This is a genomic window from Sphingobium sp., assembly GCF_033795625.1.
Lineage (GTDB): Bacteria > Pseudomonadota > Alphaproteobacteria > Sphingomonadales > Sphingomonadaceae > Sphingobium.
In genome coordinates this window covers 12,644-34,042 of the sequence record NZ_JARYGI010000038.1, presented here as the reverse complement: position 1 = coordinate 34,042, position 21,399 = coordinate 12,644, and the positions used below count along the sequence as shown (strand labels likewise).

Here is a 21,399-nt window from a genome sequence, read left to right as displayed (position 1 = left end):
ACCATTTCGCAGCAGCCGCCTGATCGGCGCAGAGCGACAGCCTACCTCTGACTGCCGCCAATCTTTGCAACAGAGCCCTCAGCGGCGTGGCGGATACGCGTCTGCGCGGTCTGCAGGGCAGGGTCCCGGCGCAAGTCGAGATCGGCCATCGAAACAGTTATGCTCCGGCTTTCGCCATCATAGTCGCCCGACACCACCAGCGACCTGTCGTTCACGTGAGCTCCCGCTACAACGGGTATAAGGAGCGCAGCCGCGGCTACGCCCTTCCATGTTCTCTCCAGCATATCCTCGTCCTTATGTTTCTTCGTGCATCCGTCGTTGCGGATGGGCAAAGATAGGACTTCATCAGGACATATAGAAGACACATTCGTCGCTGCAGCGCAGCGCTCAATGCCGGAAATGGCGCATTCCGGTGAAGACCATCGCCAGACCCGCCTCGTCGGCAGCGCGAATGACTTCATCGTCGCGAATGGAGCCGCCAGGCTGAATCACCGCCGTCGCCCCGGCCTCTACTGCCGCAAGCAGTCCGTCGGCGAAGGGGAAGAACGCGTCGGATGCGACAGCCGAACCGATGGTGCGCGGCGATGCCCATCCCGCCTTGTCGGCGGCGTCCCTCCCTTTCCACGCGGCGATGCGCGCGGACTCGAGCCGGTTCATCTGCCCGGCGCCGATGCCCGCGGTGCTTCCACCCTGCGCATATACGATGGCGTTCGACTTCACATGCTTGGCGACGGTCCAGGCGAACAGGCAGTCGGCGAGTTCCTGCTCCGTCGGCTGACGCTTGGTCACGACCTTCAGCGCATCGCGCGATATCTGGCCATTGTCCCGGCTTTGGAACAATATCCCGCCCGCAATGCTCTTCATCGCCAGCCCGGCGCGCTTCGGGTCCGGCAGTTCTCCGGTGAGAAGCAGGCGCAGGTTCTTCTTCCGCGCGAAGATCTCCCGTGCCGCATGGTCCGCGGCAGGCGCAACGACGACTTCGGTAAAGATCCCGCTGATCGCTTCGGCGGTCGGCCCATCGAGGGGGCGGTTGACGGCAATGATCCCACCGAATGCCGAAACGCTGTCGCACGCAAGTGCCGCCTCATAGGCTTCGATAAGCGTGCCGCCGCTGGCGACGCCGCAGGGATTAGCGTGCTTAACGATGACGACCGTGGGCGGGCCATCGCGGAACTCGCTTACCAGTTCCAGCGCGGCGTCGGCATCGTTGTAGTTGTTGTACGACAACTCCTTGCCCTGAAGCTGTATAGCCTGCGCGATGCCGCTGGCGCCGGGCGTGACGGGAACATATAGCCCGGCGGACTGGTGCGGGTTCTCGCCGTAACGCAAGGTCGACGCAAGAGTGCTGGCGACGGCCATGCTCTCCGGGAACATCGTGCCCTGATCGGCAAAAGCGAACCAGGTGGCGATCATGCTGTCATAAGCCGCCGTGGCCGCATAGGCTTTGGCGGCCAGCAATCGCCGGAAATCGTAGCTCGTCGCGCCGCTCTTCTCCGCCATTTCCGCTATCAGGCGCGCATAGTCCGACGGGTCGGTTACGATGGCCACGCTTTCATGATTCTTGGCGGCGGAACGGACCATCGAAGGCCCACCAATATCGATGTTCTCGATGATCTCCTCACGCGAGGCACCCTTGGCGACGGTGGCCGCGAAGGGATAAAGGTTGACCACGACCAGATCGATTGCGCCGATGCCATGGCCTTCCATCGCGGCGACATGTTCGGGATTGTCCCGCACCGCCAGCAGGCCGCCATGCACGATCGGATGCAGCGTCTTGACGCGGCCATCCATCATTTCGGGAAAGCCAGTGAGGTCGCTGATGTCCATCACCGCCAGACCAGCATCGCGCAGCGCCTTGGCCGTGCCGCCCGTCGACACCAGCTCCACGCCGTGCGAGGCCAGCGCTTCACCCAGTTCAATGAGTCCCGCCTTGTCCGAAACCGACAGGAGCGCGCGTTTGATGGTGATGTCGGTCATGAAGTGATTTCCCGCTGGGCCATGATGTCGCAGACCCCTTAATTGGCTTTTGCGGAAATAACAGCCCTCAGTCGCAGGGCAAAGCGTCAGCCGACGCGCTTCAGCAGCCATCCCGTGCTGGTGCCGCCCGGCTGCGCTTCGCCTGTCACGACCAGCTGCTGGCAGGCATGCGGGCAGCCATCGCCATCGACCCACAGGCTGTCTTCGATCGACAGCGTGCCGTTGCCCGTCCGGAATTGCCAGAGCGCTCCTAGGTCGATGCGCAGCAATGCGCCCTGGGCGTCCGCGGTCAGTGTCGGTTCGACGCCCGGCGCAAGGTGGAAGCGTATGACGAATGGCGTTACGGCCGGCTTCCGGCGGCGCTGGGCAGGCAGCAGCATATCCTCGCCGCGCAGTTCCCGGCCGTCCGTGCTCAACATGAGCAGCCGGCGATGCACGTAACCCAGGCGGCGGACATAACCGTCATGGCTGAGTTCGAGGCGGCTGCCGGTCTCCAGCTCCTGCCGGTTCAGTTCGACTTCGGTGACGCCTTTGCCCAGCGTGCCATCCCCCAGGATAGCCGTCGAGTTGCTGTCCGCCAGAACGAGCGTGCTGTGCGCCGCCGTCGTTCGCAGGCCCTGCGCCAAGTCTTCGGTGATCGCCGCGCCCGCCAGCGCAGCGCCGCCGCAATTGACGATCAGGCGGTGCGGGCCGTCGCTCAGCTCGATGGCGCCCGTCGACGCGCACCCTGCTGATGCCAGACGGGCAATCGGCGGCGGCGCGGCATCGGCCAACAATACGGTGCCGCCATTGGTCAGCCGCTGATAGCCCCAGTCCCTCGCCTGCCTCAGCGGACGCGTTCGGACACCGCTCGCAGCCACCACCGCTTCGACCTGCAGATGGTCCGTCGCGCCCGCACCCTGCCAGCTTCCGAGGCTGCGGTCGCCATGGGTCAGGCCAAGCAATGCAGCCACAGCGCGATTAAGCGCTTCGGTGATGAAGCCGGGCATGTCTTCCCGCCGCACATCATAGACCGCGCGGAGCATGGCGAGCAGCATCACGCCATCCAGCTGCGCCAGCGGCGAACGGGAGATCGCACCACCATCGGCATGAAAAGCGCTGTCGATCGCGCGGCGCAGCCCCGCTTCGCCGAACACCTTGCGCGGCCCCCCGCCCGGAAGCAGCATCGACGCGGCCACGACAGCGCCCCACGCCACCAGCCGGTGCAGTCCGACAGGCGCGTTCTCCGCGCCTTGATCGAGATGCCGGGCCGTACGCGCAATGCAGTTGAGCATCAGCGAGCGATAGACCAGATCGCTGGACGAGAGGATCAGCGGCGCCTGGCTCGTCCAGAAGAACAGCCGCCATCCGGCATTATCGGCACGCCATGCGGGTTCGCTCGGCTTTTCGGCGTGGGCTTCCAGCCATTTGCGGGTGATGGCTTCGGCGATCGGCGCACCCTGTTCGCGCGTAGCCACGGTCGACAGGTCGCGCAGCCAGCGGAAGCTGTGGATGTAATCCTGAAAGGCGGGCGGCAGGTCCAGCGTGGCGAAATCGAGCGTGTCGACTGGCTGCTTCAGCCCCCGGAACAGGAAATAGCCTGCCCGCAACGCTTGTCCCGAGCGCACATCGCCGGGAATATTGTCGGTCGGCACCGCGAGCAGCTTGAGCGGAAACTTGCCCTTCAACCGAACCGAGTGGAGCGGGGTGCGCCATGTCAGGCGATAAAAACGGTCGGCGATCCGGGTAGCGAGCGACAGCCCCTTGTCATCCGAAACGCGGATGAGACGCTTGCCCTCCTCGATCTCCGGACCGTCGTTCAGGTCGGGAAGTTCGACAGGAGGTTTCGCGCGGGTGCGTGTCCTCTCGTTCACCCGCCCCTCAGCCTTCGTATATTATCCGCATAGGCATCCGCTCCGCTGCGGAATGTCGCCGTGCCCGCGACCAGCACATCCGCCCCTGCCGCGATGGCGCGCGGGGCGGTCGCGAAGTCTATGCCGCCGTCGACCTGCAGGCGGATGTCGCGCCCCGTCTTGTCGATCATCTTGCGGATAGCCTCGATCTTGCGAAGCTGGTTTTCGATGAAGCTCTGCCCGCCGAAACCCGGATTGACGCTCATCACCAGGATCAGGTCGACGTCATCGATCAGATAATCGAGCATCTTGGCGGGCGTGCCGGGATTGAGCACGACGCCGGCCATCTTGCCAAGGCTCTTGATGTGCTGGACCGTGCGGTGGATATGCGGGCCAGCCTCGGGATGGACAGTCAGGATGTCGGCGCCTGCTTCGGCGAAAGCGTCGAGAAAGCTGTCGATCGGAGAGATCATCAAGTGGACGTCGAGCGGCTTTGCCGTGTGCGGGCGCAGCGCCTTCACGACAGCCGGGCCGATGGTGATGTTGGGGACGAAATGCCCATCCATCACATCGACATGGACCCAATCGCAGCCTGCCGCGTCGATCGCGCGCACTTCCTCGCCCAGCCGCGCAAAGTCGGCGGAGAGGATGGAGGGGGCAATCAGGACGGGTCTTGTTTGATCGGCGCTCATTAACCCATCGCCTTAGCCGCGCGAATCGGGCGGTGCAACCGCTGTTGCAGCTTCAGTTGCGAACCAGGCGCACAATGAAGAAGCCGTCCGTGCCGCCCTTGTCGGCCAGCGTGGCAGGCAGCGTCCTGATCCAGCCTTCCGGAGCTGGCTCGATGCCTTGAGGCAATTCACCTGGCCTCGGGTGAGCCATTGTAAACCCGGCGTTTTTCGACAGGAAGCGGCTGATCTGCTCCTCCCCTTCGGCTTTTTCCAGCGAGCATGTGGCATAGATCAGCGTACCGCCGGGCTTCACCCAATCGGCCGCCCGCGCTAGCAATGCCGCCTGCAACTCGGCCAGCTCGGCAATCTGCTTCTGTCCTATGCGGTGCAGCACGTCAGGGTGTCGGCGATAAATGCCGGTAGCCGTGCAGGGCGCGTCGAGCAGCACGGCGTCCGCAGGCTGATCGGGTTGCCAGCTGCGCAAGTCCGCCGTGACGACATCGGCGGACAAATCCACACGCGCCAGATTATCGGACAGCCGCGCAAGTCGCTTCGCCGACTGGTCGAGCGCCGTGACGGCCCATCCGGCAGCGGCCAGTTGCATGGTCTTGCCGCCCGGCGCGGCGCACAGGTCCAGCACCTTGCGACCCTCGCCCGCGCCGAGCAAACGCGCCGGGATCGAGGCGGCAAGATCCTGCACCCACCATGCACCGTCGTCGAAGCCCGGCAATTCCGGTATCGCATCATGCGCGGGCAGGCGGACGTGGCCGGGGGCGAGCGACTCTCCGCCCAGCCGTTCCGCCCAGAGTGCGGTCTCAGCAGGGTCGCGCAGGCTGATGTCTACCGGAGGGCGAACCACGAACGCTCTGGCAGCCGCCTCCGGCATCGCATCGCCCCACTGCTTGGCCCATCGGGCGGCAACTTCAGGCAACAGCGTCGGCAGCTCCGGCAGGGTCGCCGTGCCGCGCATCAAGGTGCCGAACACGCCATGCACCAGCTTCCTCGGGCCGCCGTCCACAAGCGGAAGGGCTGTCGCGATGGCGGCATGCGGCGGCGTACCCAGCACCAGCGTCTGAACTAAAGCCAGGCGCAGAACCATCCGCGCCTTGGCATCGTCGGGCAGGCGGTTACGCGTGGCGCTGTCGATGAGCGCATCGAGGTCGGGCAAGTGGCGCAAGGTCTCGGCGGCGATGGCATGGACCAGAGCCCGGTCGGCGCGGTCCACGATACCCTGGCTCGCGCCGTGAAGCGCGATTTCCAGCGGATCGCCGCGCCGCAGGACTGCATCCAGCAGGCGCAGCGCGGCGCGGCGGGCGGGCAGGCCGGGTGCTTCGGGCGCACGGGCGGGATAGCGGGAGATCGGTGGAGTGGAAGCCATGGCGCTCCCCTAGCGTCATTTGTCCGCGGCGTCACCCGCAGTGCTTTAACGGCGATGCGGATGGAGCGCGCTGGATCTGCGCGCGGCCGGGCGCAGCGCAGAGGGTGCCTTGGGGGGCGTGCTCGCGGTTTCGGTCATGCGCGGCGGCGGCATGGTGCTGGCCATCTGCTCCAGCGCGGCAATCCGGCTCTCCGTTGCCGGATGAGTAGAGAACATTTCGCTGAGCTGCGTCGGAACGATGTAGAGTTGCGCTGCGGCCGGATTGCGCTCGCTCACGGGATTGGGAATGCGCGCAGCATGGCCCGCGATCTTGGACAGGGCCGAGGCGAGCGCACGCGGGTTTCCACTGATTTCAGCGCCCGCCCGATCGGCGCTATACTCGCGGGTCCGGCTGATCGCCATTTGTACGATCATCGCGGCGAAAGGCGCGACGATCACGGCAAGAATGCTCGCGGCCATGTTGTGATTGCCATTGCCATCACCACCGCGGAAGAACAGGCCGAAGTTCGCCAGCATCGAAATAGCGCCGGCAATGGTCGCGACCATCGTCATGATCAGCGTGTCGCGGTTCTTCACATGGCCGAGTTCATGCGCCATGACGCCTGCCACTTCATCGCGGCTCAGCATCGACAGCAGGCCCGTGGTCGCGGCCACTGCGGCATGATCGGGGTCCCGCCCGGTCGCGAAGGCATTGGGATGCGGCGAGTCGATGACGTACACCTTCGGCATCGGCAGCGAGGCGCACTGGGCCAGCGTGCCCACCAGCGCGTAGAATTCAGGCTCGGATCGGGCATCCACTTCCCGTGCCCCGTGCATGGACAGGACGATGCGATCGGCATTCCAGAAGGTGAAGAGGTTCATGCCCGCAGCTACCAGCAGCGCGATCACCGCGCCTGCCCCGCCGCCGATAGTGTAGCCCAACGCCATGAACAGCGCCGTCATCGCCGCCAGCAGCATTGTCGTCTTCAGTCCGTTCACTTGTCGCTCGCTCCTTCAGGGCCCAAATAGCAGGCACGAAATGAATGTGGGATTGCGCCTGCAACCCGTCAATGTGAGGAACACCGGCCATGGCAAAGCGTCCCGATCATGTTAAGCCACCCGCCCATCTTTCCAAAAGCCCGCCGGTTCCGACTCCGGATCCCCTCGACAAGGAGCCTGCCGTTGAGGAGAAGTTGAGCCCCACCCGCTATGGTGATTGGGAGCGCAAGGGGATCGCGGTAGACTTCTGATTATACGCACGTTTTCTCTGTTGCTGTGATTCGGGACCCTCATCCGCAAAAGTCTCGCACAACATAAGTTAAGCCGTGCTCATTATGCGAGCAGAGGCCCGTTCATGCCCCGCTGGCACTATGCTGCCGCGCCGGGGACATGTACTTTCTCATCCATCGGGTTGGGAAAGAACAGATCATGTTGATGAAGCATATGCCCGCCTTCAATGGCCTGAACGCACTGGACGACGATCTTCTATGCGGGGTCGGTCGTCTCATATGCGCTTGGGGCGTGCTGGAGCAGCGCCTCGAACAGAAGATCGGCATGTTGCGCGAGGCGGCGGGTGACGTCCGGACGCTCGGTTCGCGAACCCGGCCGGGAATGGCCAAGCTTTTCGGTGAATTGCGCGCCATGGTTTCCATACGGGATCGTCGCAATGCTACGGTGCTTTCGGACATCGCCGCGCTTGAGCGGGACCTTCAGCGGATCGACCGGTTCAGGGGCCTGATCGTATCCGGCTTTCAGGGCGCCGAGCCGGACGGGTTCGGCTGCCGCGATCAGAAGAATGCGCATGTGCATGTGTCATTCGATCAGCTCAGCGCGGAGATCACCCTGCTGGGGCTGATCGGCGACCGCCTGATGGAGCTTTAGGTCAGTCCGGAACGACGGCTGCCGCTGGTGCGCGGACCCCTGCACGACCACGCCGTGCGAGTTCCGCTTTCAAATGTTCGGGCTTCGACGCGACCAGGAAGCCGAAGCTGACCGTGCCCTCCTTCGTCTCCACGGCGTGATGGAGCCGGTGCGCCTGCACGATCCGCTTCATATAGGGTGAGCGCGGGACATATCGGTGATTGACGCGCCGATGCACGATGAAATCGTGGAAGCCGAGGTAGATCATCCCGTAAGCGGTTATGCCCGCGCCAACAGCCGTGGCCCAATGGCCCCAGCCAAGTTGCACCCCGCCCAGCAGCAGGACGATGGCAGGTGCGGCGAAGATCGCGAAATAGGCGTCGTTGAGTTCCCAGTTGCCCGTCCGCGGCCGGTGATGGCTCTCGTGCAGGAACCAGCCGAAGCCGTGCATGACCCAGCGATGCATGACATAGGCGAACGCCTCCATCGCCGCGACCGTAGCGACGAACAGCAGGATCAGCGAAGGCAGGCTGTTGAACATGCAGCCTATATAGTCATGCGGGCGGCATATCTGAACATCTAATGTTGTTTCAGATCGCCTGGCGCCAGCGGGCCAGCCCTGCGTCCAGGTCTGCGATCAGGTCGGCCGGATCTTCAAGGCCGATGTTGAGGCGCACGACCAGACCCTCGGCGTCCCATCGCGTCGCGCTCCGGTAGCGCCGAGGGTCGACTGGCAAGGCCAGGCTCTCGAAACCGCCCCAGCTATAGCCGATGCCGAAATGCGCAAGGCTATCGATCAGGGCCGCTCTCGCCTTGTCGGCGGCCACGCCGCTCCCGCCGGTCAGCACGAAGGAAAACAGCCCGCTCGCCCCTGTGAAATCCCGTTTCCAGATCGCATGGCCGGGGCATTCAGCCAAAGCTGGATGCAGCACGCACGCAACTTCGGGTTGCTCCGACAGCCATTGCGCGACAGCCAAAGCCCCCGATTGATGCTGCGCGAGGCGCACGCCCAGCGTGCGTAATCCGCGAGACGCCAGCCATGCGTCGTCGGGGCTGGTCATCTGCCCGAACAGTTGCGCGCTGCTGCGCACTTTCTCCCATGTCGCTGCGTTGGCCGTCACGGAACCCAGCATCACGTCGCTATGCCCGACGATATATTTGGTGCAGGCGAGGATGCTGATGTCGACGCCGAGCGCGAGCGGCTGGAAGTACAGCGGCGTGGCCCATGTATTGTCGATCAGCGTGACGATATCATGCGCCTTGGCCACGGCGACGATGGCAGGCACATCCTGTACTTCGAACGTCAGGCTGCCGGGGCTTTCCATGAAGATCGCGCGCGTGCGCATGGTACAAAGTTCGGCGATTGCCGCGCCGGCAAGAGGATCATAGTAAACGGTGTCGACGCCGAAAGGCCGCAGGACCTTCTCGCAGAAATTACGGGTCGGGTCGTAGGCGCTGTCGACCATCAGAAGCTGATCGCCGGGCCTCAGCACGCCCATCAGTGCGCAGGCAATGGCCGCGACCCCCGACGGGAACAAGGCAGTGGCCTGCGCGCCCGGCTCCAGCGATGTCAGCGCGTCCGCCAGTGACCAGGCAGTCGGCGTGCCCTTCCGGCCATAGAACAGCCGCTCATGCGTGTCATGCACCGCAGCCCGGAGGTGCGCGACATCGTCATAGAGGATCGTCGATGCCCGCCACACCGGCGGATTGACGATGCCGCCGGGCTGGCCGGGCATCCCGGTCCATTCCGCCTTGCGCCCCGCCTGCACTAACTGGGTCAGCGGCCGCACATCGTCCTTGTCGCCGCTCATGCCGGCCCCGTCGCTTTCGGGGTCGAGGGGTCCGCGCCCCATTCGCTCCAGCTTCCATCGTAGAGCGATATGTCGGTCTTCCCAAGCAGATGCGCCGCGAACAGCACGTCCGCTGCCGTCACGCCGCTGCCGCAACTGACGATCAGCGGCCTGTCGAGGTCGACGCCTGCCTCATGAAAGAGCCCGCGCAGTTCGTGGCCCCGCTTCCAGCTACCGTCCGCGTTGAACAGGCGGCTATAGGGCAGGCATACGGAGCCGGGGATATGCCCCGACGCCATGCCCGCGCGCGGTTCGGGATCTTCGCCGGTAAAGCGGCTCATCGAGCGGGCGTCGACGACCTGCGCCTGTCCGGTCGTGAGGTTCCCCAGCACGTCCGCCTTGGTGACGATCGTGGTGTCGTCTTTCCATACGGTGAAATGGCGGTGCCGGGTCTTCGGCTTGCCGGGTTCGAGCGCGCGGCCCTCGGCTATCCATTTCTGGAGCCCGCCGTCCAGAATGGCGACCTTGTGCGCGCCAAAGACGTGGAACATCCACCAGGCGCGCGCCGATGTGCGCAACGGGCTGTTGTCATAGATGACGATGCGGCTGCCATCGCCCAGCCCCAGCGCGGCCATGCGGCTGGCGAACTTCTCGGGCGGCGGCAGCATGCCGGGACGCGGGTCGTTGAGATCTGCAAGCTCCGGCAAGTTCAGGAAGAACGCGCCGGGAATGTGCCCCGCATCATATTCCGCCTGCGGATCACGATCACTGCCCGGCAAAAAGGCTGTCGCGTCGACGATCCTCAAATCGGACGCCCCCGCTTCGTTCGCAAGCCAATCCGTAGTTACGAGCAAATCCATCAGTGCGCCTCCGTCACGAGATCCCTTATGCGTAAGGCGTCAGGCTGTCGAGAAAGGCTGATGCAGTATCGCGCAAGGCCTGCTTGTCTCGGCCTTGCCCATCTCTACATAGCCCACATCCCAAGGCGGGGTCCGAAGGCTCAAGCCGCGATCAGATCCTGCGCAGGGCGGCTACCGACGTCGCGGAACTGCCGCGGTCCCTGATCGAGGCGGAAGGGCGCCATCTTCGCGCGGGGCGGGGAGCTTTCCTGCCCGACGATGAAGGCGCCACGCGCCATCTCGTCCCCATCGAGCGAAATCACCTTGAAGGCGACGAGCGGGATCAAGAGGGCGCGTCCCTGTACTTCGGTGGGCACGAACTGGGTCAGGCGCAACTCGCCGCTGACGGTGATCGCCTCGCCCGCGGCGATCCCGGCGATTCGGTGCGCTTCGGGTGCGAACGGATCATCGAAGAAAGCCGCCAGCATCTGCGGCTGGCTGGCGTCGGCATTGGCTATGAAGGCCGTGACGGCCATGCCATCCAGTGCGGCGGCGCTGCGATTATGGAGGGTGAGATTGTACCCCAGTTGCGCGCCGGCCATCGTAACGCGCGCATGCACCGGCGCGAAGGTCAGCAACAGCGAATCACCAGTGGCCGCGGACACTGGCGCTGGAGCGGGAGGCTGTGGCGCAGGAGGAGGCGTGCGCTCTATCCTATTCAAGGGCGGCGAAGGTTTCGCCGTTTGCACAAGGACTGCAGGAGCCGGTTCCGCCTGGATCTCCACCTCGTCCTCGGGGTCCTCAGCGCGCCGCCGCCGGAACAGGAACGCTCCGGCCAACAGCAGGATCACGACCACACCGCCCAGTATCCAGGGAAGACGGCTGTTTGAGGCATCGTCTGGTTCAACCGCGGAGGCCGGTGCCGGAGCCGCAACAGGTGCCTCAAGCGCATCTCCGACAGGCTCGGTGGCGTTGAGTCCCGGTTCCTGCGCCGCTTCGGGCGGGAGCACCGAATCAGGGACGGAGGCTGCGGGCGGCTGAGGCCGAGCAGGGGTTGCTCGCGGCGCGGGCGCGCCAGTCGGTGCCCTCGTCTGCGGCAATGTAGGGCTGGCCACCGGGGGCGTGGCCACGGGAGGCGCTGTGACTCGCGGCGCCGTGACAGGCGGCGCCGTCACAGAGGGCAGGGGAACGGCATCCGGAACAGGCCCGATCTCCGGCCCCGCACGCTCGGGCGGGCGCGGACGGCTGGTGTCCCGCGACGGATCGAGGCGGAAATCCTGAAGAATCGGCGCAGCGCCATTGTCCTGCGCGGAGACCGTCGCCGGTGCGGCTGCGACCAGCGCCGCCAGCATGATGTACTTGGTTATTCCCATGGTCTTCCTGCCAAGGCTGGCTCGTGCTTGAACGATCGCTGAATGATATAGGCTATGCAGTTGGGAATGACATCAACTGTGCGATGAAGTAGATGGCCGGCATGCAGCCTCTCCATCTGGGCCAGACCAGCGCCCTCCCCGCTACGCCGGAAGAAGCGGTCCTCGATTACGTTCCGAACCCGCGCGCCGGATCATTGTATCTCGTGCGCTTTGCGGTGCCCGAATTCACATCGCTGTGCCCGGTGACGGCCCAGCCTGACTTCGCGCATCTGGTCATCGATTATGCCCCCGGCGAGACCATCGTCGAGTCGAAGTCGCTCAAGCTGTTCCTCAGCAGCTTCCGGAACCACGCCGCCTTTCACGAAGATTGCACGGTCGGGATCGGGCAACGGCTATTCGCTGAAATGAAGCCGCTATGGCTGCGAATCGGGGGCTACTGGTATCCGCGCGGCGGTATACCGATCGATGTCTTCTGGCAGTCGGGCGAGCCGCCACAGGGGCTCTGGATTCCGGGCCAGGATGTGCCAGGCTATCGGGGACGCGGCTAAACTACGCTGGCATTCTCGAGCAACTTACACTAATGTCAGTGCATGACGTCCGCCGTCCACCATCACACTATCGCGGTGCAGCCCGAAGACATCGACTTCATGGGGCACGTCAATAATGCCCATTATCTCAAATGGGTGCAGGAGGCCGTCGTCGCCCACTGGGAGAAGATCGCGCCGCCCTCCGCCGTCGCGCAACATCTCTGGGTCGCGCTCAAGCATGAGATCACCTATCGCAAGCCTGCTTTTCTGGACGATCCGATCATCGCGACCGTGATAGTGGAAAAGGTGCAGGGCGCCCGCGCCTTCTATGAGACGCTTATCAAGCGGGGCGAAGAGGTGCTGGCCGAGGTGAAGTCGAGCTGGTGCTGCCTTGATTCGGTGACATTGCGCCCGGCGCGCATCGCGCAGGATATTGCCGAGCGCTTTTTACCCAGGCTCTAGGGTTTGACGTAAGCGCTGAAACCCCGCGCCCGCGATCCGGCGCAAGAGCGCCGCCGCGCCAGACCGGCATGCTCAACGGGTCCTTAACCATATTCCCGTAGACCACTTTCCAATGTGAAATCAGGCAGATGCTCGCCGAGTTCGAGCGTCGCGGCCTTCTGCATCCGGAAAAGCCTACATGCGCACGCGCCTATCGATATCCTTGTCCTGCTCTGCCCTGTTGCTGGCATCCTGTGGCGGCGGAGGGGGCGGAAGTCCCACTGCGCAACCTGTCACGATCCCTACGCCTACGCCCGCCGCGGCGGCTCCCCCCGTGACTGTACCGACGCCCACCCCGAACAGCGGTGCGAAAGTCGCGTTCGGCTACACTCTGGCGCCCGCCGCCAAGCCCTCGAAAGGCAACCCTTTGCCGCTGGGCAAGTGCGTGAACATGGGGGGCATGCTGGAACGCGACGTCGAAGGCGACATCTTCGGACGCCCGATCCGCGATGACGATTTCAGGATCATCCGGGCGGCGGGCTTCGATACGATCCGCCTGCCCGTCAAATACTCAGCGCACACTGCCGCCGCCGCGCCTTATGCCATCGATCCAGCTTTGATGGCCAGGGTCCGGCATCTGGTCGACACCGCGCTGGCGACCGACCTCAACATCATCATCGACCTGCATCATTATACGGACGTGCAGAAATCGCCCTCGACCGAGCGGGACCGCTTCGTCGCGATATGGCGGCAGATCGCCGAAGCGCATCAAGGCGATGGTCCGAAGGTCTGGTTCGAGCTGCTGAACGAGCCGGGTCACGAGTTCTGGAACAAGGTCAGCACGTGGGACATCTTCACCCCCGCCATCCGGGAGATCCGCAAGACCAACCCGACGCGACCGATCATCGTCGCGGGCAATTACGGAAGCAATGTGCCATCGCTCGCCTCGCTCGACATCGCGATGGACGATCCGAACCTGATCCCGACCTTCCATTTCTACGATCCCATGGCATTCACGCATCAGGGAGCCGACTGGACCACGTTGCGCTACCCCCTCGGGAGGCCGCTGTCCGATAGTGACCGTGCTGACATCGATCTCGCCGTGACGCGCGTGAAGGACTATATGAATCGCACCGGACGCGTGCCGTTCCTGGGCGAATATGGCGCGTTCGACATGGCCGGCATCGATGTCGCGGACCGAGTCCAATATTATGGCTTGGTCAGCTCCGCCTTTGCTTCGGTGGGCGTGCAAAGCTGTGCGTGGTCGTTCACCAACGGTTTCTCGCTGTACACGAATGCCGGCTGGATACCTGGAATGCTGGATGCCGTGCAGACTACGACCACATTGATGCCCCTTTAGACACAGGAGGGGCGCGAACCGTTGCCTTATGCAATCTATGTCAATTGGCCTGCGGTTTTTAATGAGACATTAGCGCTGGCTTGATTAGGCTAATTTACCGGCGGCAATCATGTCGTTGATCGCTCTTCAGTCCAACCCTTCGCGAGGGCATTTTTTGCCGATTATATCCGGATTTGATACCGCCCTGTTCCATAAGGCACGTGGCGAGGTGGTCAGCCTGCTACGGACGCATGACTGGGAACAAAGCGGCCTTGGCAATCCGCGTGATTGGCCTGAAAGACTCCAGCACCTGGTAGAATTCACCTTCAACACCCCTGTTCCGAGTTTCATTCTCTGCGGGCCCGATCGTCTCTTGATCTACAATGGCGCGTTTTCTCGATTCTGTGGGCCGAAACATCCCCACTCTTTCGGCCAGCCGTTCACCGCGGCATTCCCTGAAGCCGCTGAGGCCGCGAAGCACTATGAGCAAGCGTTCCAGGGAGACCCCTGGATCGTCCGAGATGTTCCCTGGCCTGGCACCTCCGATGGCCTGCTCGACGCGAGGACAGTCGATCTGGAGTTGACGCCCGTGACCGACGGGAGGAAGCAGGTCGCCTGGCTTCAGGCCCGGATCGGGAATATCGCAGATCAGGGCCCGCTATCTGCCCGCATTCCAGACGCTTCACCCGCCCAGAAGCGGGCGCCAGGCACTCCGCCGCTCAATATCGAGGACAGCGAGGAGAGACTGCGTCTCGCCATGGAGATCGCCGGGCTCGCGATGTGGGATTGGGACGTCGCGTCTGACAAGATAGTCTGGTCCGAGGAACATTTCCGCATGATCGGCTATGAACTCGGCGAAGTTGAGCCAAGCTACGAAAACTGGGCGGCACGCATTCATCCTGCCGATCTTAGAGCGACGCTCACGGCCCTGAACTCGGCGCGGGATCTCAAAGAGCCTTATCGTCATGAATTTCGATTTCGTCACCCCGATGGCACGATCGTGTGGTGCTCGGCGCTCGGGCGATTCTACTATGACAAAACTGGCCATCCCTATCGGATGGTCGGTGTGATGCAGAACATCTCGGCCCGAATAGCAGGCGAAGAACGACAGCAGGTCCTGGTGGGCGAATTGCACCACCGCACGCGTAATCTCGTCAGCCTCATTCAGGTGCTGGCCCGCAAGACCTTGAATCGCAGCGCCTCCATGGAAGACTTCAGGGGGCGTTTCGATCAACGCCTCAGCGCCCTTGCCCGCGTACAGACCCTGCTCGCGCACGATCAGCCCGACAGCCCTGTAAACTTCGGCGAGATGCTGCGCACGGAACTGTCTGCGCACGGCGTCGGGGAGGAGAGCGGCAGCGCAGAAAAGGTGACGTTCGAGGGAGACCATCATGTGGCCCTTCCCTCCGCGACCGTCCAGACCTTCGCGCTGGCCATCCATGAACTTGCGACGAACGCCACGAAATACGGCGCTCTGAAGAACGGAGGGCAACTCATGATCCGATGGCGTGTCGAGCAGGAGGAACAGAGCGCCGAGCGCATGCTCCATGTCGAATGGCTGGAGACAGGCGTCGCAATGCCGGAAGCCATAACGCCGCCGCGTGGTGGAGGATATGGTCGTGAACTGATAGAACAGGCGCTTCCTTATCAACTGGGCGCAAAGACAAGCTACGAGTTGGGCGCGGACGGCGTGCGCTGCACGATCGCCCTGCCTGTTTAGGGGCGCTGCCGGCTTCGGCGGGCAAGCTGTGCAATAGGAAGGCCCGTATCAGTGCATGACGCATTCGACCTTCGACGCTTCATCGACGCTCAGGAACGCGCGTACGACCTTGCGCTGGCCGAGATCCGCGCGGGCAAGAAGCGCAGTCACTGGATGTGGTTCATCTTCCCGCAGATTTCCGGCCTTGGCCGCAGCGACATGGCCCGACATTATGCGATCACGTCGCTTGATGAAGCACGCGCCTATCTCGATCATCCGGTTCTGGGCGAACGGCTTCGGGCCTGTATCGCGGCGTTGCAAGGTTTGGCGCCGACCAGCGCAGAGGCTGTCTTTGGCGGCATCGATGCCGTCAAATTGCGCTCCTCTCTGACGCTTTTTGCCCAAGCGAGCGAAGAGCCCTCCTTCCTAGCCGCCCTTGATCGATGGTTCGCCGGGCAGGAGGATGAGGCGACGTTGGCGCTGCTGAACGGGCCGGGGTAAGTGCTTTTCCTCCCGTCAGCGGGCCGACTCGCCCTTTGCGGAAAGGCACAATGTAATTGCCCAGCCAGCGGCAGCGCTGCCGCCCAGCCATAGGAGAAAGGCTGCCGCATCTCCGATCAGGATCAGGCCGATCCCCGGCAACACGGTGGCGGCAGCGATGATCCGGCGCGTAGCGATGCCCTGGCCCTTGTCTCGCAACCTGGCCGCCCGCCGCCGCTTGGGGTCGCCCAGGCAAAGCAGGACAAGGAGAAGCGTGGAAAAAGCGACAGCCGCCAGCGCCAGGGCCATCATTCAGCCGCCTGCAGCGAGAGCGCAGCGCCGGACCCGGTGAAGCTTCGCTTCCCAAGGTCCCGCCAGAGCATCCAGGCTCCTGCCAGCGCGAATGCAACATCGAGCGCCGCGATGATCGGCTGATGCGCCTGGAGCGCCTCAGCCCAGCCCGGACCGCCGGTCGCCAGACGAAGCGGAGGGAGCGCGACCATCACGGCGGCGGTCGCCAGTTTGAGAAGGCGAGCGACAGCCTCCGCCGAGCGCAGCACTACCCCTGCCAGTATCGCGGCTATCGAGGCGATCACGAACGCCGCGGGTGTCCAGAATATCGCGCCATTCAGCGGCATGGCCACCAGAAAGGCCGTAGCGGCAATTACGAGCGCGAAAGGCAGTCCGAAACCCACGACTGCCACCGCACGGTCGAGCCATTCCAGCGACGCCGACCTCTCCCGACGCCGCGTCATCCATAGCTGAAGGCCAGTCAGGGTGACGTAGCACATGGCGAATCCCAGCGCGAACCAGACCGCTTTGGACAGAATCCCCGCGAAATTGCCGAAATGGAGCGGAGCCATGATCGCCGTCAGCGTGCCTCCCGCCGAAGGCCGCGTGCCGATGGCGGGCTTTTCCCGGTCGAACTGCGCCGTCGTTCCGTCATAGAGCAACGTGACTGGCTCGACATCGCCGGATTTCGGATTGTTGAAGCTCGTTACCTTGGCGTCGGCGCGGCCGAAATTCTCGATGGAGACGAAGGTGGGCGCTCCGCCGGTCCGCCGGATCGAGTCTGCCGCTATGCGATCCAGGCTGCCCATGGCGACGGGGCGCGTATCTGCCTTGCCGGGATTGCCGAACACGGCATCGTTCAACGCCTGCACGTCTCCCCCGAATGCGGCCATGGCCACGATCGGCACGCCGATCGTCCCGAAAAACGAGAAGAAGCTGCCGGTAAAAGCAAGGATGAAGGCGAAGGGCAGGCTCCAGGTTCCCGCAACGCTGTGCCGGTCGCGGTCCACCAATACCGGATTGGCATTCGGCCGCAGCGTGAAGATATCCTTGAACAGATGCCGGTGGATCAACAGCCCGGAAATCGCCGCGACAAGCATCGCAAGGCCCAGGATTCCGGTCAGCAGCAGCCCCCAGGGATTGGGAATGTGGAGCCGGACATGCGTGTCCACCAGAAAGGCGCTCAGCGCATCGTCATTGCGGGGGCCGAAAATCTCTTCCCCGGTGCCGGTCCGTCTGCTGGCCACGCGGCCCTGTTCGTCGAGCTGGTAATATACGCCCCGGCTGACGAAGGTCCCGTCAGGGTCCGTTTCATGGCGATGGAAGAAGGCGCCAAGATTATGATCGCCGACCTCGAACAGGTCCACGCCTTCATGATATTTCCGGGGCGTCTGCGCGGCCAGCGTCCGCACTGCGCCATCGATCGGGCGTTCGAAGGCAGATCGCGTCTCGACATGCCCCGCCGACCAGATGCCGATCTCCTCGGCGAAAACGGCGGCCATGCCGGTCAGGACGACGGCGTAGAGCAACAGCCCCAGTCCGATCCCGGACCAGCCGTGAACCGCGACCATCAATTTGGTTTCGCGCTTGGGCAAGTGGATCACGGTTTCGCCTCCGCAGCAGCCTTGGGTGTGTCGAGGAACTTGTGCGCGACGAGGCCGCCATGAACCGCCAGCAATCCCAACGAGACAAGGGCCACCCGCAGCAGTCTCTCGTCCAGACAGGCATGGAAGAATAGCCCGGCCCAGATCAGCGGCACCAGAATGAGCGGAAGGACGAGATTATCGATCCCCGCCGCGCCGCCCGGCAGCCATAACGCCATGCCGGCCATCGTCACGATCGACACGACGACGGCACCTGGTCCGGCAAGAAGTATACGGCTCCATTTCGGGGAAATGCGCACCATCAGTTTCCTTTGGGCCGCCAAGCCCAGCATTCGTTCATTCCCGCGTCCAGGCTCATGCACATCATCGCGATCCTCTGAACGTTATTGCCTGTCGCTAATACAATTGAGAATGACTTGCAATACCATCGGGATCGACCATCGAAATGTTTCTGTCTCGCACGGGTAGGCTTTGCGCGAAAGTGCCCGTTGGCCCCGTGGCCAGTGAAGTGTTGCCCAATAGCCACGTCAGGCGAAGAATGTGCGCAGCGGCTAAAATCTTCATTTCGCAACTGCGAAGTAAACGGTACATGCTCCTCATCCAGATCGATCTTTGCACCGCAGCTTGAAAGCGCGTGAGATGCTTGGACGGCACGGACGCAGGACGGAACATTCTTTGATGAAAAGGGGATGTTCATGCGCTATTTTCTTACTTGCGCGACTTTTGGTCTGCTCGCGGCTTCGCCCGCTATGGCTCAGGAAGAGCCTGCAGGCCCCATCACGGTCACTGGAAGCGTCGGCCTGGTGTCCGATTACCGCTTCCGCGGCGTATCGCAGAGCGACGAGCAGCTTGCAGTTCAGGGCGGCGCCACGATTTCGCATGAAAGCGGCGCATATGTGGCATTCTGGGGTTCCAACCTTTCCGGCTGGGGCACGTTCGGCGGCGCCAACATGGAGCTGGACCTCGTGGCTGGCTACAAGCTGCCGCTGGCTGGCGGCTCCCTCGACGTAGGCGCGACCTGGTACATGTATCCGGGCGGCTTCGACAACACCGACTTCATCGAGCCTTATGTCAAGCTGTCGGGCACGGCGGGTCCGTTGAACCTGCTGGCAGGCGTGGCTTATGCGCCCAAGCAGGAAGCGCTGGGCAACTGGTATCTGACCGGTGCTTCGGCCGCCAGCGATGCCGAATTCGGCACGGGCTATGACGTTCCCGGCGACAAGAACGACAATCTCTACATCTGGGGCGACGCCTCTGCCGGCGTTCCGAATACCGGCCTTACTCTGAAGAGCCACATCGGCTACTCCAACGGTAACTCCGGCCTTGGCCCGTTCGCCACGTCCGTCGCCCCGACCGGCGAATATTGGGACTGGATGGTCGGTGCCGATTATGCACTCGGTCCGGTCACTCTGGGCGTAGCCTATGTCGACACCGACATTTCGAGCCGTGAGTCCGCCTATCTGCAGCCCAGCTTCAGCAAGGGCCAGGACGGCACGGGCTCGATCGCCGACGCCACCGTAGTGTTCTCGCTCACGGCCGCCTTCTGATACGGACATAAGTCCTGACTGAAAGGAGAGGGGCAGGAACCGGATCACGGTTCTCGCCCCTCTTCGCGTCGGGCGCTCGCGATACACGAGAAACGCGCATCCCCGCACCTAGGCGGATGCGTTCGCACCGGGTAATGAACTCCTCAGGCCCTCGACCGTTTGGCCAGGGCTTGCCGGAGATGCCATGTTCTTTCTTTTCTCTTCCAGATTAGGATGCGGAGCGTCCCTGCTGATATCGGCGGGCGTGACGCTCCTGCTGCTTTACGCCTTCGGCTGGCTGTGACGTTGCGCAAATTTGCTTTTCTGACATTGCCCCTCGCATGCCTGCTCCAGGCCTGCGGCGGCAACGGGCGGGTCGAACCCGGCCTGACCATCACCGATGAAGATCGCGCCTATGGGGCCGAAGCCCATCCGCAACTGCTTGCCGAATTCGGAGGCGACTATCGCGGCGAAGAGGCGAGATATGTGGCCGCCGTCGGCGAACGCGTGGCCGCAGCCGCCGGGCTGGGCAGGCAATGCACGTTCACCCTCGCGAACAGCGACGTCGTCAATGCCTTCGCCGTTCCGGGCTGCTACATCTATGTCACTCGCGGCCTCGTCGCGATCGTGACCAGCGAGGCTGAACTCGCGTCGGTGCTGGGGCATGAGCTGGGGCATATCGTCGCCCGTCATGCGCAGCGGCAGGAACGCCGGTCGATATGGCGCACCTTGGGCGTCATCGCCGTCAGCGTCACCGGATCGGAACGGCTCACCAAACTGGCAAGCCAGGCCGCGCAATATTTCGGCCTGCGCTATTCGAGGACGCAGGAATATGAAGCCGACGACCTGGGCGTCGATTATCTCCAGCGTGCCGGATATGATGTCTACGCTGCAGCGGACATGCTGTCCGCCCTCCAGCGTCAGGAAGCCTTCATGATCGCCACGCGCAGTCGCGACGCCGCGCGCGGCGTTCCCGAATGGGCGCTTAGCCACCCATTGACCGAACACCGTATCGATCGTGCGCACGACACTGCGGAAAAGACCGGGCTCAAGGATGATGCGCTCCCCGAGAAGACCGCAGAGTATCTCGCCGAAGTCGACGGCCTGCTGTACGGCGATGACCCCGAACAGGGTTTCGTCATCGGCAGGCGCTTTGCGCATCCCATCATGCGGATATCGTTCGAGGCCCCGCCCGGCTTTTCGCTGACCAACAGCCCGCAGGCGATCCGGCTGAGCGGCCCCGATGACCTGTCCGGTGAGTTCGGTGGTGGGGCCATGCCGGACGGAGACCTCAGGAGCTATGCCGACGCGCTCGCGGGTCACGTCATTGGCGATGCGCCCGCGGAGGTGACAGGCGCGACAGCCGCCACGATCAACGGTCTTCCCGCCATCGTGATGCAGATAAAGGTCGCGGTGCGCGATGGCGCCGTGCCGCTCGCCATTGCCGTATATGATGCAGGCGACGGTCAGGCCTATCATTTCATCATCGCCTCCCCGCCAACCGGGGGAAGCGCAGCGGTGGCTGCGCTGTTTCAGTCGTTCCGGCGGCTTTCGGGCGAAGAGGCCGCTTCGCTCCGGCCGCGCTTCGTCAGGACGGTCCGGGCGGCGGCGGGCGACACGTCGGAAACGCTGATACGCCGCATCGCAGACCCGGCACCACGCGCGTTGTTCGAACTGCTGAATGCGCGCAGCGGCGACCGACCCATCGCTCCGGGCGAAGTCGTGAAGATCGTGATGTACGCGAACCGAAGGTGATAAGAGGGCACGGAACGGCTATGGGCCATTCTCATCAG

22 protein-coding genes are annotated in these 21,399 nt (G+C 63.6%); 9 read left to right on the top strand and 13 right to left on the bottom strand.

Annotated features, from left to right (window positions below; translation table 11 throughout):
• Nucleotides 1–41: 41 nt before the first annotated feature.
• The 6 genes from QHC67_RS15720 to htpX form a co-directional block, all read right to left on the bottom strand.
• Nucleotides 42–215 (bottom strand): hypothetical protein, encoded by a 174-nt coding sequence (locus QHC67_RS15720; protein ID WP_319295699.1) that lies wholly within the window; start codon nucleotides 213–215, stop codon nucleotides 42–44.
• Nucleotides 216–387: 172 nt separating this feature from the next.
• Nucleotides 388–1,977 carry a bifunctional phosphoribosylaminoimidazolecarboxamide formyltransferase/IMP cyclohydrolase gene (gene purH / locus QHC67_RS15715; protein WP_319295698.1) on the bottom strand — a complete coding sequence of 530 codons (1,590 nt, stop codon included), beginning with the start codon at nucleotides 1,975–1,977 and terminating at the stop codon, nucleotides 388–390.
• Between the two features lie 86 nt (nucleotides 1,978–2,063).
• Nucleotides 2,064–3,779 (bottom strand): heparinase II/III family protein, encoded by a 1,716-nt coding sequence (locus QHC67_RS15710; RefSeq protein WP_319295704.1) that lies wholly within the window; start codon nucleotides 3,777–3,779, stop codon nucleotides 2,064–2,066.
• A gap of 47 nt (nucleotides 3,780–3,826) precedes the next feature.
• A complete protein-coding gene (gene rpe, locus QHC67_RS15705; protein WP_319295696.1) occupies nucleotides 3,827–4,501 on the bottom strand; it encodes a ribulose-phosphate 3-epimerase in 675 nt (224 codons plus the stop codon).
• Between the two features lie 52 nt (nucleotides 4,502–4,553).
• On the bottom strand, nucleotides 4,554–5,858 hold the full coding sequence (locus QHC67_RS15700) for an RsmB/NOP family class I SAM-dependent RNA methyltransferase (protein ID WP_319295694.1): 1,305 nt from the start codon (nucleotides 5,856–5,858) through the stop codon (nucleotides 4,554–4,556).
• Nucleotides 5,859–5,903: 45 nt separating this feature from the next.
• A complete protein-coding gene (gene htpX, locus QHC67_RS15695; RefSeq protein WP_319295693.1) occupies nucleotides 5,904–6,836 on the bottom strand; it encodes a zinc metalloprotease HtpX in 933 nt (310 codons plus the stop codon).
• Between the two features lie 89 nt (nucleotides 6,837–6,925).
• On the opposite strand from htpX, the gene QHC67_RS15690 reads away from it, so the two are divergent.
• Both QHC67_RS15690 and QHC67_RS15685 read left to right on the top strand, forming a co-directional pair.
• Complete coding sequence (locus QHC67_RS15690) at nucleotides 6,926–7,087, top strand: DUF1674 domain-containing protein (protein ID WP_319295692.1); 162 nt, start codon at nucleotides 6,926–6,928, stop codon at nucleotides 7,085–7,087.
• Between the two features lie 178 nt (nucleotides 7,088–7,265).
• Nucleotides 7,266–7,718 carry a hypothetical protein gene (locus QHC67_RS15685; protein WP_319295690.1) on the top strand — a complete coding sequence of 151 codons (453 nt, stop codon included), beginning with the start codon at nucleotides 7,266–7,268 and terminating at the stop codon, nucleotides 7,716–7,718.
• 1 nt (nucleotide 7,719) lies between these two features.
• On the opposite strand, the gene QHC67_RS15680 is transcribed toward QHC67_RS15685, so the two are convergent.
• The 4 genes from QHC67_RS15680 to QHC67_RS15665 all read right to left on the bottom strand — a co-directional run bounded on the left by QHC67_RS15680 (nucleotide 7,720) and on the right by QHC67_RS15665 (nucleotide 11,699).
• Nucleotides 7,720–8,238, bottom strand: coding sequence for a sterol desaturase family protein (locus QHC67_RS15680; RefSeq protein ID WP_319295688.1), 519 nt, complete (start codon nucleotides 8,236–8,238; stop codon nucleotides 7,720–7,722).
• A 49-nt stretch (nucleotides 8,239–8,287) separates the two neighbouring features.
• The gene (gene metC, locus QHC67_RS15675; protein ID WP_413818554.1) at nucleotides 8,288–9,550 is read right to left on the bottom strand and encodes a cystathionine beta-lyase; all 1,263 of its coding nucleotides are present in this window, start codon (nucleotides 9,548–9,550) and stop codon (nucleotides 8,288–8,290) included.
• On the bottom strand, nucleotides 9,505–10,347 hold the full coding sequence (gene sseA / locus QHC67_RS15670) for a 3-mercaptopyruvate sulfurtransferase (RefSeq protein WP_319295687.1): 843 nt from the start codon (nucleotides 10,345–10,347) through the stop codon (nucleotides 9,505–9,507). The genes metC and sseA overlap by 46 nt, the downstream gene beginning before the upstream one ends.
• 140 nt (nucleotides 10,348–10,487) lie before the next feature.
• Nucleotides 10,488–11,699, bottom strand: coding sequence for a hypothetical protein (locus QHC67_RS15665; RefSeq protein ID WP_319295686.1), 1,212 nt, complete (start codon nucleotides 11,697–11,699; stop codon nucleotides 10,488–10,490).
• Between the two features lie 101 nt (nucleotides 11,700–11,800).
• Between QHC67_RS15665 and queF the strand changes: the two genes are divergently transcribed.
• From queF to QHC67_RS15640, 5 genes are all read left to right on the top strand, one after another.
• Complete coding sequence (gene queF, locus QHC67_RS15660) at nucleotides 11,801–12,247, top strand: preQ(1) synthase (protein WP_319295685.1); 447 nt, start codon at nucleotides 11,801–11,803, stop codon at nucleotides 12,245–12,247.
• 42 nt (nucleotides 12,248–12,289) lie between these two features.
• On the top strand, nucleotides 12,290–12,688 hold the full coding sequence (locus tag QHC67_RS15655; protein WP_319295684.1) for a thioesterase family protein: 399 nt from the start codon (nucleotides 12,290–12,292) through the stop codon (nucleotides 12,686–12,688).
• A 178-nt stretch (nucleotides 12,689–12,866) separates the two neighbouring features.
• Nucleotides 12,867–14,027, top strand: coding sequence for a glycoside hydrolase family 5 protein (locus QHC67_RS15650; RefSeq protein WP_319295682.1), 1,161 nt, complete (start codon nucleotides 12,867–12,869; stop codon nucleotides 14,025–14,027).
• A gap of 568 nt (nucleotides 14,028–14,595) precedes the next feature.
• Nucleotides 14,596–15,726, top strand: coding sequence for a sensor histidine kinase (locus QHC67_RS15645; RefSeq protein ID WP_319295681.1), 1,131 nt, complete (start codon nucleotides 14,596–14,598; stop codon nucleotides 15,724–15,726).
• Between the two features lie 51 nt (nucleotides 15,727–15,777).
• Nucleotides 15,778–16,206 carry a DUF1810 domain-containing protein gene (locus QHC67_RS15640; protein ID WP_319295679.1) on the top strand — a complete coding sequence of 143 codons (429 nt, stop codon included), beginning with the start codon at nucleotides 15,778–15,780 and terminating at the stop codon, nucleotides 16,204–16,206.
• A gap of 15 nt (nucleotides 16,207–16,221) precedes the next feature.
• On the opposite strand, the gene QHC67_RS15635 is transcribed toward QHC67_RS15640, so the two are convergent.
• Genes QHC67_RS15635 through QHC67_RS15625 form a run of 3 tightly spaced genes read right to left on the bottom strand, consistent with a single transcriptional unit; the run spans nucleotide 16,222 to nucleotide 18,382 of the window.
• The gene (locus QHC67_RS15635; protein WP_319295677.1) at nucleotides 16,222–16,497 is read right to left on the bottom strand and encodes a hypothetical protein; all 276 of its coding nucleotides are present in this window, start codon (nucleotides 16,495–16,497) and stop codon (nucleotides 16,222–16,224) included.
• Nucleotides 16,494–18,080: a PepSY-associated TM helix domain-containing protein gene (locus QHC67_RS15630; RefSeq protein WP_319295676.1), complete on the bottom strand. Its 1,587-nt coding sequence runs from the start codon at nucleotides 18,078–18,080 to the stop codon at nucleotides 16,494–16,496. Before QHC67_RS15630 ends, QHC67_RS15635 begins: the two co-directional genes overlap by 4 nt.
• Nucleotides 18,077–18,382, bottom strand: a complete 306-nt coding sequence (locus QHC67_RS15625) for a hypothetical protein (RefSeq protein WP_319295674.1) — start codon at nucleotides 18,380–18,382, stop codon at nucleotides 18,077–18,079. Before QHC67_RS15625 ends, QHC67_RS15630 begins: the two co-directional genes overlap by 4 nt.
• Nucleotides 18,383–18,769: 387 nt before the next feature.
• On the opposite strand from QHC67_RS15625, the gene QHC67_RS15620 reads away from it, so the two are divergent.
• Nucleotides 18,770–19,627 carry a TorF family putative porin gene (locus tag QHC67_RS15620; RefSeq protein WP_319295672.1) on the top strand — a complete coding sequence of 286 codons (858 nt, stop codon included), beginning with the start codon at nucleotides 18,770–18,772 and terminating at the stop codon, nucleotides 19,625–19,627.
• A gap of 285 nt (nucleotides 19,628–19,912) precedes the next feature.
• Nucleotides 19,913–21,361: a M48 family metalloprotease gene (locus QHC67_RS15615; protein WP_319295670.1), complete on the top strand. Its 1,449-nt coding sequence runs from the start codon at nucleotides 19,913–19,915 to the stop codon at nucleotides 21,359–21,361.
• Nucleotides 21,362–21,399: the final 38 nt, after the last annotated feature.